Genomic DNA, 14,931 nt, shown 5'->3' on the forward strand with positions numbered 1-14,931 from the left:
CCCACCCTAGGTTCCTCCTACGATCGCCCGATGACCCACCCGGCGTACCCGGTGCGCACGTCCCGGCTGCTGCTGCGCCCGGTCACCGTCGACGACCTCGACGACGTGCACGCCTGGCAGCGCCGCCCGGACGTGGTCCGCTGGATGGCGGGCGCCGCGCCGCGTACCCGGGCGGAGTCCCTGGCGTCGGTGACCGCGATGGCCGGCGAGGACGCGCTGCGCGCGGAGGGCGACTGCCTGACGCTCGCCGTGGTGCGCGACGGGCGGGTGATCGGTGCGGTCGAGCTGGTCTGGCGCAGTGCGGCGGACCGCACCGCCGAGCTGGGGTACGTCTTCCACCCCGATCACGGCGGCCGCGGGCTGGCCACGGAGGCGGCCGGCGCGCTGCTGGACTGGGGGTTCGCCGAGTTCGGGCTGCACCGGGTGGTGGCCCGCTGCCACGCGGACAACGAGCCGTCGGCGCGCCTGATGGCCCGGCTCGGGATGCGGCGGGAGGCGCGGCACGTGCGCAGCTACCGGTTCCGGGGCGGCTGGGCCGACCAGCTCGTCCACGCGATCCTGGCCGACGAGTGGCGTCGCCGCTGAGCCGCCGGATCAGGAGACGGCGACCGGGTCGCCGACCCGGATCTCGCCGGTGCTCAGCGGGATCAGGCGGACGCCGAACCACGTCTTGCCGTCGTGGCGCCGGTGCCGGGCCAGCGTGCGGATCGGCTCCTTCCCACCGGCGAGGGTCTCCGGGTCGATGAGCGTCACCGAACAGCGGTCGCAGCGTTCGGACACCCGGAAGTCCACCGCGCCGATGCGCACCCGCGTCCAGCCGTCCTCGGCGAACGGTTCGACCGGCCCGTCCAGCACCACAGTCGGCCGGAACCGGGCCATCGCCAGCGGCTCCGGCGCGGGCTCGCCGCGTTCCAGCGCGCCCTCGACGATCCAGTCCCGCAGCCGCCGCAGCGACGGCAGTGTGGCCACGAGCAGCGGTCCGGCGTCGGACAGGTTCAGCGGATCACCGGGGCCGCCGCCGTGCTCGGCCGACATCGGCCGGCGGCGCGGGTCGTCCAGCCAGGCCAGCCGTACGGGCCGGCCCAGCCGCGCGGAGAGCCAGTCGTGGGCCTCGTCGGCGGCGAGCCGGACCGTGTCCAGCCGGGACACGTCGGTGGCGACCGGCGGCCCGTCCACCGGTTCGGCGACGGTCAGCGACGACCCGTCGCGGGCGGTGAGCGTGATCGACCCGGAGCCGGGGGCGGCGGTCAGGCCGAGCAGCGCGGGCAGGGCGGTCGGGCCCAGTTTGCCGCCGTCGGGGCGCAGCACCACCCAGCGGCGGTCGTGACGCAACCCCCACGGCTCGACGTCGGCCCGGTCGACGTCGACGCCGCCGAGGGACTTGACCGGGTACAGGTGCACCGAGGCGAGTCGCGTCACCACGCCCTCAGCCGATCTTCGGGGTGGCGCGGTCGATGATCGCTGCGAGGTCCAGCCCGCCCGGCAGCGTCCCGTACGCCTGACCGTGGTCGCCGTCGAGCCGGGAGGCGCAGAACGCGTCGGCGACCGCCGGGTGGCCGTGGCGCACCAGCAGCGCGCCCTGGAGCACCAGCGCCAGCCGCTCCACCACCCGCCGGGCGCGCAGCTCCAGGTCGGTGTGGTCGGCGAGTTCGTCGCGCACCCGGCGCACCGCGGCGTCCAGCCGGGCGTCCGCGCCGGCCGCGGCGGCCACCTCCGCCTCGTACGCGGCGAGCACCTGCGGTTCCCGGGTGAGCGCGCGCAGCACGTCCAGCGCGGCGACGTTGCCGGAGCCCTCCCAGATCGAGTTCAGCGGCGACTCGCGGAACAGCCGCGGCATGCCGGACTCCTCCACGTAGCCGTTGCCGCCCAGGCACTCCAGCGCCTCGGCGGCGTGCCCCGGCCAGCGCTTGCACACCCAGTACTTGCCGACGGCGAGGGCGAGGCGCTTGAACGCGGTCTCGCCGTCGTCGCCACGCGCCGACCGGTCGGTCGCCCCGGCCAGCCGCATCATCAGCACTGTGGCGGCCTCGGACTCGACGGCCAGGTCGGCCAGCACGTTGCGCATCAGCGGCTGGTCGGCGAGGTAGTCGCCGAACGCCCGCCGGTGGGTGGCGTGGTGCACGGCGGTGGTGACACCGTGGCGCATCCCGGCCGCGGCGCCGATCACGCAGTCGAGCCGGGTCAGGTTGACCATGTCGATGATGGTGCGCACGCCCCGGCCCTCGTCGCCGACGCGCCACGCCACCGCGTGCTCGTACTCGACCTCGGCGGAGGCGTTGGAGCGGTTGCCGAGCTTGTCCTTGAGCCGCATCAGCCGCATCGGGTTGCGGCCGCCGTCGGGCAGCACCCGGGGGACCAGGAAGCAGGTGAGGCCGCCGGGCGCCTGCGCGAGGGTGAGGAACAGGTCGCACATGGGCGCCGAGGTGAACCACTTGTGCCCGACGAGCCGGTAGCTGCCGTCCGGCTCGGGCCGGGCCGTGGTGGTGTTGGCGCGCACGTCCGAGCCGCCCTGCTTCTCGGTCATCGACATGCCGGCGAGCAGCCCGCGCTTGGTCTGCGGCGGGCGCAGCCCGAAGTCGTACTCGCGGGTGGTGAGCAGCGGCTCGTAGCGGGCGGCCAGGTCCGGGCTGTGCCGCAGCGCGGGCACCGCCGCGTACGTCATCGAGATCGGGCAGCCGTGCCCGGCGTCGGGTCGCCACAGGTAGAAGCCGGCCGCGCGGGCCACGTGCGCGCCCGGCCGGTCGTCGGCCCACGGCGCGGCGTGCAGGCCGTGCCCGACGGCGGTACGCATCAGCTCGTGCCAGGACGGGTGGAACTCCACCTCGTCGATCCGGTGGCCGTACCGGTCGTGGGTGCGCAGCACCGGCGGGTGCTCGTTGGCGAGCCGCCCGTGTTCGGCGGCCTCCTCACCACCGGCGAGCCGGCCCAGCTCGTGCAGCCCGGGCAGCGCCCAGCCGGCGCCCTCGCGGGCCACGCCGTCGCGCAGCGCCGGGTCGTCGGCGGTGTCGTGGCCGACCATCGGCGGGACCTGGTTGACGACCTCGTGTGTGGTCACGGCGGCAACTCCCAGCGCTGGTGGCGGATCAGGTCGGGGCCCGGATTGAACCACCGTTCACTCCGCACCGGCAAGCGCCCGACGACAAGTCAATTTGGCTGGATTCGTTTGACATGATCCGGCTCGGAGAGAAGACTCGCCGAAACTTTCTTTTGTCCGGGAAGTCGCTAGGGGGGCCTGTGTCCAGGAAGAAGCTCGGCGCGCTCGGCGCCGCACTCACACTGACAGTCGGCGTCCTGTCCGGATGCACCGGAGGCGAGGCGGTCGACGTCGGCGGCGGGGGGAACGCCGGCGGCGCCGGCGGGGTCCTCAACGCCGCGATCGGCGGCGAGCCGGACCAGCTCGACCCGCACAAGACCTCGGCGTACTACAGCTTCCAGGTGCTGGAGAACGTCTACGACACGCTCGTCGAGCCGGACGCCGACCTGAAGATGGTGCCGTCGCTGGCGACGAAGTGGACCACCAGCGACGACCAGCTCACCTGGACGTTCACGCTGCGCGAGGGCGTCACGTTCTCCGACGGGTCGCCGCTGACCTCCGAGGACGTCGTCTACTCGTACGAGCGGATCATCAAGGAGAAGCTGAACAACGCGTACAAGTTCGCCACCGTCAAGTCGGTCACCGGGCCCGACCCGGCCACGGTGGTGGTGACGCTGAGCGCGCCCACGCCGAACCTGCTGGCGAACCTCGGCGGGTTCAAGGGCGTGGCGATCGTGGAGAAGTCCAACGTCGAGTCCGGCAAGGTGAAGACCGCACCGGTGGGCAGCGGCCCGTTCAAGGTGGCCGGCTACACCTCCGGCGACAGCGTGAAGCTGGTGCGCAACGACTCCTACTGGGGCGAGAAGCCGAAGCTGGACGGCGTCACGTTCACCTTCGTCAAGGACCCGACTGTGGCGTTGCAGAACCTGCGCAGCGGCCAGGTCCAGTGGACCGACAACCTGCCGCCCCAGCAGGTCGGCTCGCTCAAGGACGACGGCGACATCACGGTGAAGTCGGCGCCGTCGACCGACTACTGGTACGTGGCGCTCAACGAGGCCCGCAAGCCGTTCGACAACCCCGAGGTGCGGCGCGCGATCGGGTACGCGCTGGACCGCGAGGCGATCACCAAGGCGGCGAAGTTCGGGCTGGCCACCGTCAACCAGACCGCCATCCCGAAGGCGAGCGCGTTCTACTACGACTACGCGCCCTACAGCCACGACCCGGGCAAGGCGAAGCAGATGCTCGGCCAGGCCGGCGTGAGCAACCTGACCATGGACCTGATGGTCACCAGCGAGTACCCGGAGACGGTCACCGCCGCTCAGGTCATCGCCGCGCAGCTCAAGGCCGTCGGCATCACCGTCAAGATCCGTACGCTGGACTTCGCCCAGTGGCTCGACGAGCAGGCCAAGGGCAACTTCGACGGGTTCATGCTCGGCTGGCTCGGCAACATCGACCCGGACGAGTTCTACTACGCCCAGCACCACAGCGGCGGCACGTTCAACTTCCACAAGTACAAGAACCCGGCGGTGGACAAGCTGCTCGACGACGCCCGCACCCAGACCGACCAGGGCGCCCGCAAGCAGGCGTACGAGCAGGCGGCGAAGCAGATCGTCGACGACGCCAGCTACCTCTACCTCTACAACCCGGACGTGGTGCAGGGCTGGTCGAAGAAGGTCTCCGGCTACGACGTGCGCACCGACCGGGCGATCCGGTTCCGGTCGGTCGCCCTGGCCAAGTGATGGCCCGCTTCGTCCTGCGGCGTGTACTCCAGTCGGCGGTCGTGCTGGTCGGCGTGACACTGGTGGTGTTCCTGCTGCTGCAACTGGTGCCGGGCGACCCGGTCCGGGTGGCGCTCGGCACCCGGTTCGACCCGCAGACGTACGAGGCGCTGCGGGAACGCGCCGGCCTCGACCAGCCGCTGCCGGTGCAGTACGCCAGCTACCTCGGGCACGCGCTCACCGGCGACCTGGGGGTCAGCTTCCGCACCGGCCAGCCGGTGAGCGCGATCGTGCTGGAACGGCTGCCCGCCACGCTGTCGCTGGCCGTCACCGCCGTGGTGTTCGCGCTGCTCGTCGCGTTCCCGCTGGGCATCGTCGCGGCCGTACGCAGCGGCTCCGCCGTCGACCACGCCGCCCGCGTGTTCAGCCAGTTCGGCGTCTCCGTGCCGGACTTCTGGATGGGCATCATGGGCATCCTGCTGTTCGCCGGGGTGCTCGGCTGGCTGCCCCCGTCGGGCTACGTGGCACTCACCGACGACCCCGGCCGGTGGGCCACCCACGTGGCGCTGCCGGCGGTCACCGTCGGCCTGGTCAGCGCCTCGATCCTCACCCGGTTCATCCGTTCCTCCGTGCTGGAGGTGCTCTCCGCCGACTACGTGCGCACCGCCGAGGCGAAAGGGCTGCGCAACCGGGTGGTGATCCTGCGGCACGTGCTGCGCAACGCCCTGATCCCGGTCGTCACTGTGGTCGCGGTGCAGCTCGCCAGCCTGCTCGGCGGCGTCATCGTGATCGAGGTGCTGTTCGCCTGGCCCGGCATCGGCCGGCTCACCTTCGACGCCGTGCAGGCCCGCGACTATCCCGTCCTGCAGGGCGCGGTGCTGCTCGTCGCGGCACTGTTCCTGCTGGTCAACCTGCTGGTGGACATCCTCTACGCCCGCCTCGACCCGAGGATCACGGTCAAGTGAGCGTCACGACCGAGAGCACCGGACGCCGCGTCCTCGACGCGCTGCGCCGCGACCCGCTCGCCGTCGGCGGCACGATCGTGCTCGTGCTGCTGGTCGTGGTCGGCGTGGCCGGCCCGTGGCTGGCCCCGGCCGGCGTCAACGACGTCGACGTGGACCAGATGCTGCGCCCGCCCAGCGGCGCGCACCCGTTCGGCACCGACGAGCTGGGCCGCGACGTGCTCAGCCGGGTGCTCGTCGCCGCCCGCGTGTCACTCCAGGTCGGCGCCGTCAGCGTCGGCATCGCGCTCGTCGCGGGCGTGACGCTCGGGCTGCTCGCCGGCTACTACCGGGGCTGGCTGGACAGCGTGCTCATGCGCTGCATGGACGTGCTGTTCGCGTTCCCGGTGCTGCTGCTGGCGGTGGCCATCGTGGCGGTGCTCGGCCCCGGCCTGCTCACCGCCATGGTCGCCATCGGTGTGGTCTACACGCCCATCTTCGCCCGGATCACCCGCGCCGGCGTGCTGTCGGTACGGGAGCAGGTGTTCGTCCGGGCCGCCGTCTCCATCGGCGCGTCCGACCTGCGCATCATGCGCCGCCACGTGCTGCCGAACATCGCCGCGCCGCTGATCGTGCAGACGTCGCTGTCGCTGGCGTTCGCGATCCTCTCGGAGGCCGCGCTGTCCTTCCTCGGCCTGGGCATCCAGCCGCCCGCGCCGGCCTGGGGGCGGATGCTGTTCGACGGGCGCGGCTTCGTCACCGACGCGTGGTGGCTGGGCGTGTTCCCGGGCGCGGCGATCTTCCTCACCGTGCTGGCGTTCAACCTGGTCGGCGACGCGCTGCGGGACGTACTCGACCCGCGGCAGCTCACCCTCGGCGAGGCACGCAGGAGCACCCCATGAGCCGTTCGACAGTGCTTTCAGTGGACGACCTCACCGTGACCGTCGGCACCCGCCGCGGCCCGGTCCGTGCCGTCGCCGGAGTGTCCTGGCAGGTACGGCCGGGGGAGACGTTCGCGCTGGTCGGCGAGTCCGGCAGCGGCAAGAGCATGACCCTGCTCGCCGCCACCGGCCTCGCCCCGCGCGCCGCCACCGTCACCGGCCGGGTCCGGCTGCTCGACACCGAGCTGACCGCGCTGCCCGACGACCGCCGCCGCAAGGTGCGCGGCCGGCACGTCGGGTTCGTCTTCCAGGATCCGATGACCTCGCTCAACCCGGTGCTGCCGGTCGGGCGACAGGTCACCGAGGCGGCGGAGGAGCACCTCGGGCTGACCCGCCGCGCCGCCCGCGACCGGGCGGTGGAGCTGCTGGACCTGGTGGGCATCCCGTCGGCGGCGCGGCGCGTCGACGCGTACCCGCACCAGTTCTCCGGGGGCATGCGCCAGCGCGTCGCCATCGCCATGGCGCTCGCCTGCGAACCGGACCTGCTGATCGCCGACGAGCCGACCACGGCGCTCGACGTCACCACCCAGGCGCAGATCATCGAACTGGTCGCCGACCTCCAGGCGCGGCTGGGCACCGCCGTCGTCTGGGTCACCCACGACCTGGGTGTCGTCGCCGGCATCGCGGACACCGTCGCGGTCATGTACGGGGGACGCATCGTCGAGCAGGGCCCGGTCGACGCGGTGTTCGACACGCCCACGCACCCGTACACCCGGGCGCTGCTGGCGGCCCGGCCGGACCCGTCCCGCCGGGGCGAGGACCTCGTGGCCATTCCCGGTTCGCCGCCGAGCCCGCTGGACCTGCCCCCGGGCTGCGCGTTCTGGCCGCGCTGCCCGGTACGCGCCGACCCCCGCTGCGAACACGAGCTGCCCCCGCTGACGCCGGTCGGCGACGGGCACACGGTCCGCACCTTCTACCGTGGAGAGGCCGGATGAGCGCCGACACCCCGGACGTGGTCGCCGAGCTGGACGACCTGGAGGTGCACTTCCCGACCCCGGCCGGAACGGTCCGCGCGGTGGACGGCGTCTCCCTCGCCGTCCGCCGGGGCGAGACGCTCGGACTGGTCGGCGAGTCGGGCAGCGGCAAGTCCACCGCCGGCCTGGCGCTGCTGCGGCTGGTCGACCCGACCGCCGGGCGGGTCCGGGTGGCGGGCGCGGACGTGACCCGCTGGTCGCGCCGCCGCCTGCGCGCGACGCGCCGCCACGTCGCGATGGTCTTCCAGGACCCGCAGGCGTCGCTGGACCCACGCCGGACGGTCGGCGACAGCATCGCCGAGCCGCTGGTCGTGCACCGGCTCGCCACGTCCGCCGCCGCCCGGCGGGCCCGGGTCGCGGAGCTGCTGGACCTGGTCGGCCTGCGCGCCGACACGGCGGGCCGGTATCCGCACGAGCTGTCCGGCGGCCAGCGCCAGCGCGTCGGCGTGGCCCGGGCGCTGGCCGGAGAGCCGGACCTGATCGTCCTGGACGAGCCGATCGCCTCGCTCGACCTGAGCGTGCAGGCGCAGATCATGAACCTGCTCCGGCACCTGCAACGCGACCTCGGGCTGACCTACCTGTTCATCGCGCACGACCTGGCCGCCGTCGAGCACATGAGCGACCGGATCGCGGTGATGTACCTGGGCCGCATCGTCGAGACCGGCCCACCCGAGCGGATCTACCGGCGCCCGGCGCACCCCTACACGGCGGCGCTGCTGTCCGCGGTGCCGGTGGCCGACCCCCGGGTGGAGCGGGAGCGCCGCCGGATCGTGCTGACCGGCGACATCCCCAGCCCGGTGGACCCGCCGAGCGGCTGCCGCTTCCGTACCCGATGCCCCCAAGCCCGCCCCGCGTGCGCCGAGACCGATCCGGCGCTCGCCGAGGTCGGCCCCGGCCACCGCGCGGCGTGCCTGTTCCCGCTCGACGGCGAGCGCGACGGCGGCCCGGGGGAGGAGGGCGCGACGACGCGCGCCGACGCCGCCGGCACGGCGTAGGCTCACCGCCGATGACGTTCACCACCCGCCCGACGCTGCGCGGCACGTTCGGCATGGTCTCCTCCACGCACTGGCTGGCCAGCCAGTCCGCGATGGGCGTGCTGGAACGCGGCGGCAACGCCTTCGACGCCGCCGTGGCCGCCGGGTTCGTGCTGCACGTCGTGGAACCGCACCTCAACGGCCCGGCCGGCGAGGTGCCCGCGATCCTCGCCACCGCGACCGACCCCACCCCGCGGGTGCTGTGCGGCCAGGGCCCGGCCCCGGCCGCCGCCACCGTCGCGCACTTCCGCTCGCTGGGCCTGGACCTCGTGCCCGGCGCGGGCCCGCTCGCCGCCGTCGTGCCCGGCGCGGTCGACGCCTGGCTGTTGCTGCTGCGCGACCACGGCACCCGCACGCTCGCCGAGGTGCTGGAACCGGCGATCGGCTACGCCGCCGCCGGCCACCCGCTCGTCGGCGCCGCCGGGCAGACAGTCGCGCGGGTCCGGTCGCTGTTCACCGACCACTGGCCGACCTCCGCGCGCCTCTGGCTCCGCGACGGCCGCCCACCAGCGCCGGGGGAGATGGTCACCAACCCGGCGTACGCGGACACGCTGCGACGCCTCGTCGACGCCGGACGGGCCGCCGGTACGGACCGGGAGGCGCAGATCGAGGCGGCCCGGCGCGCCTGGCGGGAGGGTTTCGTCGCCGAGGCGATCGACGCGTTCAGCCGGCTGCCGTTCCGCGACTCCAGCGGGCGCGCCCACGCCGGGCTGGTCACCGGCGACGACCTGGCAAGGTTCTCGGCCACCTGGGAGGAACCGGTCACGCTGGACTGGCACGGGCACACGATCGCCAAGACCGGCTTCTGGGGCCAGGGCCCGGTGCTGCTGCAGACCCTGGCCGTCCTGGACGCGCTCGACGACCCGGCCGTCTACGATCCGTCCACCCTGGACGGCATCCACGCGCAGGCCGAGGCGCTGAAGCTCGCGTTCGCCGACCGGGAGGCGTGGTACGGCGACACCGGCGTGCCGGGCTCCGCGCTGCTGTCGGCCGGGTACGCCCGCGCGCGGGCCGCGCTGGTCGGCGACCGCGCCGACACGTCGCTGCGCCCCGGCAGCCCGGCGGGTGAGCCGCCCCGGCTGCCGTCGCACCTGCGCGACCACGCCGCCGGGCGGGCCGTCCCGCAGGACCCGAGCACCGGCGAACCCACGGTACGGGCCGACGGCGTGACCCGCGGCGACACCTGCCACGTCGACGTGGTGGACCGGTGGGGCAACATCATCTCGGCCACGCCCAGCGGTGGCTGGCTGCAGAGTTCACCGGCCATCCCGGAGCTGGGCTTCCCGCTCGGCAGCCGGTTGCAGATGTGCTGGCTGGAGGAGGGGCTCGCCTCGACGCTGCGGCCGGGTCGGCGTCCGCGTACCACGCTCAGCCCGACGCTCGTGCTGCGCGACGGCGAGCCGGTGATGGCCTGCGGCACGCCGGGCGGCGACCAGCAGGACCAGTGGCAGTTGCTGTTCCTGCTGCGGCACCTGGCCGGCGGGCAGGAGTTGCAGGAGGCGATCGACGCCCCGACGTGGCACACGACGAGCTTCCCGGCGTCGTTCTATCCGCGCGAGGTCGAGCCGGGCGTGCTGGTGCTGGAGGACCGGATCGGCGGCGACGTGCTGGCGGGCCTGCGCGCGAGGGGCCACACCGTACGCGTGTCCGACCCGTGGAGCCTGGGCCGCATGTGCGCCGTGACCCGCGACCCGCGTACCGGCGTCCTCTCCGCCGCGGCGAACCCTCGAGGCGCCCAGGGCTACGCCACCGGCCGCTGACCCGCCCCCACCACGTCCCCCACCGCGTCCCCCGCCGCGCTGATCTTGCACTTGCTGCCCGGGTATTTCCGGCATAACGGGCGCGGGCCGGGCCGAGAGTGCAAGATCGACGCGGAGGGTCGGCAGGGTCAGTCGTTGATCCGGGTTATGTTGCGGATCTTGTTCGCGGCGTCGAGGGCGGCCACCTTGTACGCCTCGGCCAGGGTCGGGTAGTTGAAGACCGCGTCCAGCAGGTAGTCGACCGTGCCGCCGCAGCCCATCACCGCCTGCCCGATGTGGACGATCTCGGTGGCGCCGGTGCCGAACACGTGCACCCCGAGCAGCCGGCCGTCCTCGGGTGAGACGAGCAGTTTCAGCATCCCGTACGAGTCGCCGACGATCTGCCCCCGGGCCAGCTCCCGGTAGCGGGCGATGCCCACCTCGAACGGGACGGACGCCTCGGTCAGCTCCTCCTCGGTCTTCCCGACGAAACTGATCTCCGGAATGGTGTAGATGCCGATGGGTTGCAGGTCCGACATGCCGCGCGCCGGTTCGCCGCAGGCGTGCTGGGCGGCCAGGCGGCCCTGTTCCATCGAGGTGGACGCCAGCGCGGGGAAGCCGATCACGTCGCCGACGGCGTAGATGTTGTCGACGGCGGTGCGGTAGTCGGCGTCGACGGTGATCCGGCCCCGGTGGTCGGCGGTGAGCCCGGCCGCCTCCAGCGCGAGGTCGTCGGTCTGCCCCTGCCGGCCGGCGGAGTACATCACCGTGTCCGCGACGATCTTCTTGCCGCTGCGCAGGATGCAGAGCGCGGCGCTGCGGTGCTTCTCCACGGCGGCCACCTCCTCGCCGAAGCGGAAGGTCACCGACAGGTCCCGCAGGTGGTACTTCAGCGATTCGACGATCTCCTCGTCGCAGAAGTCGAGCATCCGCGGGCGGCGCTCGACCACTGTCACCTTGGTGCCGAGCGCGGCGAACAGGGACGCGTACTCCATGCCGATCACCCCGGCGCCGACCACGACCATGCTGCCCGGGACGGCCTGGAGGTTGATCACGCCGTCGGAGTCGACGATGGTCCGGTCGTCGAAGTCGACGCTGTCCGGGCGGGCCGGGCGGGTGCCGGCGGCGACGACCGCCTTGTCGAAGCTGACCCGGGTCTCCCGGCCGGAGCCGGCGTCCACCCAGACGGAGTGGGCGTCGGCGAACCGGCCGGTGCCGGTGATCAGCGAGACCTTGTTGCGGGCCAGCTGGTTGCGGATGACGTCGGTCTGCCGGGTGATCACGTGCTGGGTACGGGCGGCCAGGTCGGCGACGGTGATGTCCTCCTTGACCCGGTAGCTGCTGCCGTAGAGGTCGCGCTGGCTCAGGCCGGTCAGGTAGAGCACCGCCTCGCGCAGCGTCTTGGAGGGCACGGTCCCGGTGTTGATGCACACGCCGCCGAGCATGTCGCGGCGGTCCACTATCGCGACGCGGCGGCCCAGCTTGGCCGCGGCGATGGCCGCCTTCTGTCCACTCGGTCCGGAGCCCAGCACCAGCAGGTCGTAGTCATACACGAGCGCCAGCCTGGCAGGGTCTCGCAACCGGTGCCAGCCGAGGCGCCCCCACGAAAGCTGATCACTGCCGTAGGGTGCGCTGATGCGCCGCCCCGTAACCCTGATCATGCTCCTCGGACCGCTGCTCGTCGCCGGGTGCACCACGACCCCCGCCGCCCCGGCCGCGACGCCCTCCGCCTCCACCCCGCCGAGCCCGACCGCGCCCGCCGTCGACTACGCCGCCTGGCAGGCGGGGCGGTCGACGCCGGTGGCCGACCCGGTCTATCCGGCCCGGGGCACCGACGCGCTGGACGTCCTGCACTACGACCTCGCGCTGGAGTGGGCGCCGTCGACCACCACCCTCACCGGCACCGCCACGCTGCGGATCCGGCCGGTGAAGGACGCGCCGAACCTGGTCCTCGACTTCATGCCCTACCAGGTCGACAGCGTCACGCTGGACGGCGCGACGGTTCCCGGCGCGGTGGCGAAGGAGAAGCTGACCGTGTCCGCCCCGGTGGTGGCCGACAAGCCGGTCACCCTGGTGGTCACCTACCACGGCCGGCCGAAGACGACCCCGATGCCCTCGCACCGCAAGGACACCGAGGCCCTGGGCCTCACCGTCACCAAGGAGGGCGGCCTCTGGACCATGCAGGAGCCGTTCGGGGCGTTCACCTGGTACCCGGCGAACGACCAGCCGTCGGACGAGGCGCTCTACGACATCCGGGTGACGGTGCCGGCGGGCTGGTCCGCGATCGCCGGCGGCACGCCCGCCGGTCAGTCCGGCACCACGTTCAGCTACCGCAGCACCGACCCGGTCGCGACGTACCTGACCACGCTCGCCGTGGGGAAGTACCAGAAGCTGACCGCGGCGGGGCCGCGCGGCGTGCCGCTGACCTACTGGTACCGCAAGGGCGCGGACGACAAGCTGCTGCCGTACCTGAAGAAGTCCCCGCAGTACCTGACGTGGCTGGAGAAGAAGTTCGGCCCGTACCCGTTCCCCTCCGGCGGCGTCGTGGTGGTGGACTCGGCGTCGGGCATGGAGACCCAGCAGATGATCACGATGGGCCGGAAGATCGAGAACACCGCGGCCCGCCGGGACCGCTGGGGCAGCGACCTGCTGCACGAGTACGCCCACCAGTGGTTCGGCAACTCGGTCACGCCCACCACCTGGCGGGACCTGTGGCTGAACGAGGGCTGGGCGACGTACATCCAGGACCTGTACACCAAGGAGACGCAGAAGCTCAGCGAGGCCAGCCTGGACCGGTACCTGCGCGAGGGTGACGCCGTCCTGCGCAAGAAGCTGGGCCCGCCCGGCCGGCCCGACCCGAAGCGGTTCGCCGAGGGCAACGTCTACCTGTGCCCGGCGGCGATGCTGCGCGAGATCCACCGGACGGTTGGCGACGCGGCGTTCTTCGCGCTGGCCCGCGCCTGGGTCCAGGAGCAGCGCAACACGCCGCAGGACCGGGCCTCGTTCATCGCCTTCGTCAACAAGCAGACCGGCCGGGACTTCACCGCGCTGATCAACGCCTGGCTGGACTCGCCGACCACACCGAAGAAGATCACCCCGAAGAAGATCGCCTGACCCGGCGCGGGGCCCCGCCCGTCCGGCGGGGCCCCGCGGCGCGTCTCAGCGGCCCTGGAGCGAGCGGACGTTGTCGCCGAACGTCCAGCCCTTCGACCCGTCCCAGTTGACCGACCAGGTCATCAGGCCCTTGAGGCGTCCCTGGTAGGTGTTCCACGCCTGGGCCACCAGTGCCGGGCTCATGTAGCCGCCGCCGGCGCCGACCTGCGCGGGCAGCCCGGGGACCTGCCGGTCGAGCGGTACGCGGACGGTGGTGCCCTGCACGACCAGGCCGGCGTCGAGGCAGTTGGTCTGCGCGACGAAACCGGCCACCGTGCCGGCCGGGTACGAGTCACCGGCGCAGCCGTACATCGAGCCGTTGTAGTACTGCATGTTCAGCCACCACAGCCGCCCGTTGTCGGCGTACTTCTTGACGATCGGCAGGTACGCGCCCCAGATCGAGCCGTAGGTGACGCTGCCGCCGGTGACGTACGCGGTCTCCGGCGCCATGGTGAGCCCGAAGCCGGCCGGCATCTGGGCCAGCACCCCGTCGATGATCCGGATCAGGTTGGCCTGCGAGGGGGAGAGCTGGTTGATGTTCCCGCTGCCGGTCAGGCCGGTCTCGATGTCGATGTCGATGCCGTCGAAGTTGTGCCGCTTGAGGATCGGCACGACTGTGGCGACGAACCGGTCGGCGACCGCGCTCGAGCTGAGGTCGATCCCGGCGGTGGCGCCGCCGATGGACAGCAGCACGGTCAGCCCGGCGGCCTTGGCCTGGCACACCTGCGCGGGTGTGGGCACCTTGACACCGGCGTCCATGCCGTCCTCCCAGAGCACCGTGCCGTCGGCGCGGATGACCGGGAACGCGGCGGTCACCACGTTGTAGCCGTGCCCGGTGATCCGGGAGTCGGTGACCGGGATCCAGCCGAGCCCGGGGTGCACGCCGTTCGCGGCGCCGTCCCAGTTCTCCCAGTAGCCCTGGAGCACCTTCCCGGTCGGCCGGGACCGCAGCTCGCAGGTGTCCCCGCCCGGCGTGGTCGGGCTGGACGACACAGTGGGCGTGGGGGTCGGCGTCCGCGTGGGGGAGGCCGTCGGGGAGGCGGAAGGGGAAGGTGACGGCGGCCGGGTGGTGGGGCTCGGCGACGGCGTGCCGCCGGTGCAGGCGCCGAGGTCGGTCCAGAGCGCCGGTACGGCGGCCGGGGTCCAGCCCGCCCCGGCGGGCGGGGTGTGCGTGACGAGCGCCTGGTAGAGCCGGCCGCCGTAGGTCACCCGGCTGCCGGCGGTCCAGGTGACGCCCTCGGCCCAGGCCGGCGCGTCGCAGGCGACGAGCGTGCCGGCGGCGCCGGTCGGCGTGGCGGCGGTGGCGGGCAGGGCGGCGGCGGTGGCGGTGGCGGCGAGCAGCGCGACGCCACCGAGCAGTGCGGTCATCCCACGTCCGAGTCGCATGACATACCTCC

General features: G+C 73.1%; 12 protein-coding genes. 8 read left to right on the forward strand and 4 right to left on the reverse strand.

Annotated elements, in window-relative coordinates; translation table 11 throughout:
- Positions 1 to 30 precede the first annotated feature (30 nt).
- On the forward strand, positions 31 to 585 hold the full coding sequence (locus V6U82_RS20035; protein ID WP_334463388.1) for a GNAT family N-acetyltransferase: 555 nt from the start codon (positions 31 to 33) through the stop codon (positions 583 to 585).
- Between the two features lie 9 nt (positions 586 to 594).
- On the opposite strand, the gene V6U82_RS20040 is transcribed toward V6U82_RS20035, so the two are convergent.
- Together V6U82_RS20040 and V6U82_RS20045 are read right to left on the reverse strand one after the other, a co-directional pair.
- Positions 595 to 1,422, reverse strand: coding sequence for an MOSC domain-containing protein (locus tag V6U82_RS20040; RefSeq protein ID WP_334463390.1), 828 nt, complete (start codon positions 1,420 to 1,422; stop codon positions 595 to 597).
- A gap of 4 nt (positions 1,423 to 1,426) precedes the next feature.
- On the reverse strand, positions 1,427 to 3,055 hold the full coding sequence (locus tag V6U82_RS20045) for an acyl-CoA dehydrogenase family protein (RefSeq protein WP_334463392.1): 1,629 nt from the start codon (positions 3,053 to 3,055) through the stop codon (positions 1,427 to 1,429).
- Between the two features lie 179 nt (positions 3,056 to 3,234).
- Here V6U82_RS20045 and V6U82_RS20050 point away from each other — a divergent pair, with 179 nt between their 5' ends.
- Genes V6U82_RS20050 through V6U82_RS20075 form a run of 6 tightly spaced genes read left to right on the forward strand, consistent with a single transcriptional unit; the run spans position 3,235 to position 10,402 of the window.
- The gene (locus V6U82_RS20050; RefSeq protein WP_334463393.1) at positions 3,235 to 4,773 is read left to right on the forward strand and encodes an ABC transporter substrate-binding protein; all 1,539 of its coding nucleotides are present in this window, start codon (positions 3,235 to 3,237) and stop codon (positions 4,771 to 4,773) included.
- Entirely contained in the window at positions 4,773 to 5,717 is a 945-nt protein-coding gene (locus V6U82_RS20055; protein ID WP_334463396.1) for an ABC transporter permease, read from the forward strand. The genes V6U82_RS20050 and V6U82_RS20055 overlap by 1 nt, the downstream gene beginning before the upstream one ends.
- Positions 5,714 to 6,595 carry an ABC transporter permease gene (locus V6U82_RS20060; RefSeq protein WP_334463398.1) on the forward strand — a complete coding sequence of 294 codons (882 nt, stop codon included), beginning with the start codon at positions 5,714 to 5,716 and terminating at the stop codon, positions 6,593 to 6,595. The genes V6U82_RS20055 and V6U82_RS20060 overlap by 4 nt, the downstream gene beginning before the upstream one ends.
- Positions 6,592 to 7,569 carry an ABC transporter ATP-binding protein gene (locus tag V6U82_RS20065; RefSeq protein WP_128138369.1) on the forward strand — a complete coding sequence of 326 codons (978 nt, stop codon included), beginning with the start codon at positions 6,592 to 6,594 and terminating at the stop codon, positions 7,567 to 7,569. The genes V6U82_RS20060 and V6U82_RS20065 overlap by 4 nt, the downstream gene beginning before the upstream one ends.
- Positions 7,566 to 8,603, forward strand: a complete 1,038-nt coding sequence (locus V6U82_RS20070; protein WP_334463403.1) for an ABC transporter ATP-binding protein — start codon at positions 7,566 to 7,568, stop codon at positions 8,601 to 8,603. Before V6U82_RS20065 ends, V6U82_RS20070 begins: the two co-directional genes overlap by 4 nt.
- A gap of 11 nt (positions 8,604 to 8,614) precedes the next feature.
- Positions 8,615 to 10,402 (forward strand): gamma-glutamyltransferase family protein, encoded by a 1,788-nt coding sequence (locus tag V6U82_RS20075; protein ID WP_334463406.1) that lies wholly within the window; start codon positions 8,615 to 8,617, stop codon positions 10,400 to 10,402.
- Between the two features lie 128 nt (positions 10,403 to 10,530).
- On the opposite strand, the gene sthA is transcribed toward V6U82_RS20075, so the two are convergent.
- Positions 10,531 to 11,934, reverse strand: coding sequence for a Si-specific NAD(P)(+) transhydrogenase (sthA, locus tag V6U82_RS20080; protein ID WP_334463408.1), 1,404 nt, complete (start codon positions 11,932 to 11,934; stop codon positions 10,531 to 10,533).
- 82 nt (positions 11,935 to 12,016) lie between these two features.
- On the opposite strand from sthA, the gene V6U82_RS20085 reads away from it, so the two are divergent.
- Positions 12,017 to 13,495, forward strand: coding sequence for a M1 family metallopeptidase (locus V6U82_RS20085; RefSeq protein ID WP_334463411.1), 1,479 nt, complete (start codon positions 12,017 to 12,019; stop codon positions 13,493 to 13,495).
- A 45-nt stretch (positions 13,496 to 13,540) separates the two neighbouring features.
- On the opposite strand, the gene V6U82_RS20090 is transcribed toward V6U82_RS20085, so the two are convergent.
- Positions 13,541 to 14,920 (reverse strand): carbohydrate-binding protein, encoded by a 1,380-nt coding sequence (locus V6U82_RS20090; RefSeq protein WP_334463414.1) that lies wholly within the window; start codon positions 14,918 to 14,920, stop codon positions 13,541 to 13,543.
- Positions 14,921 to 14,931 lie beyond the last annotated feature (11 nt).

Source organism: Micromonospora sp. CPCC 205554, assembly GCF_036902745.1.
GTDB classification, from domain to species: Bacteria; Actinomycetota; Actinomycetes; order Mycobacteriales; family Micromonosporaceae; genus Micromonospora; species Micromonospora tulbaghiae.

Excerpts from the sequence above, each read along its gene's own strand:
- V6U82_RS20035 (WP_334463388.1), top strand. The coding sequence starts at position 31 with ATGACCCACCCGGCGTACCCGGTGCGCACGTCCCGGCTGCTGCTGCGC.
- V6U82_RS20055 (WP_334463396.1), top strand. The coding sequence starts at position 4,773 with ATGGCCCGCTTCGTCCTGCGGCGTGTACTCCAGTCGGCGGTCGTGCTG.
- V6U82_RS20065 (WP_128138369.1), top strand. The coding sequence starts at position 6,592 with ATGAGCCGTTCGACAGTGCTTTCAGTGGACGACCTCACCGTGACCGTC.
- V6U82_RS20070 (WP_334463403.1), top strand. The coding sequence starts at position 7,566 with ATGAGCGCCGACACCCCGGACGTGGTCGCCGAGCTGGACGACCTGGAG.
- V6U82_RS20075 (WP_334463406.1), top strand. The coding sequence starts at position 8,615 with ATGACGTTCACCACCCGCCCGACGCTGCGCGGCACGTTCGGCATGGTC.
- V6U82_RS20085 (WP_334463411.1), top strand. The coding sequence starts at position 12,017 with ATGCGCCGCCCCGTAACCCTGATCATGCTCCTCGGACCGCTGCTCGTC.
- V6U82_RS20090 (WP_334463414.1), bottom strand. The coding sequence starts at position 14,920 with ATGCGACTCGGACGTGGGATGACCGCACTGCTCGGTGGCGTCGCGCTG.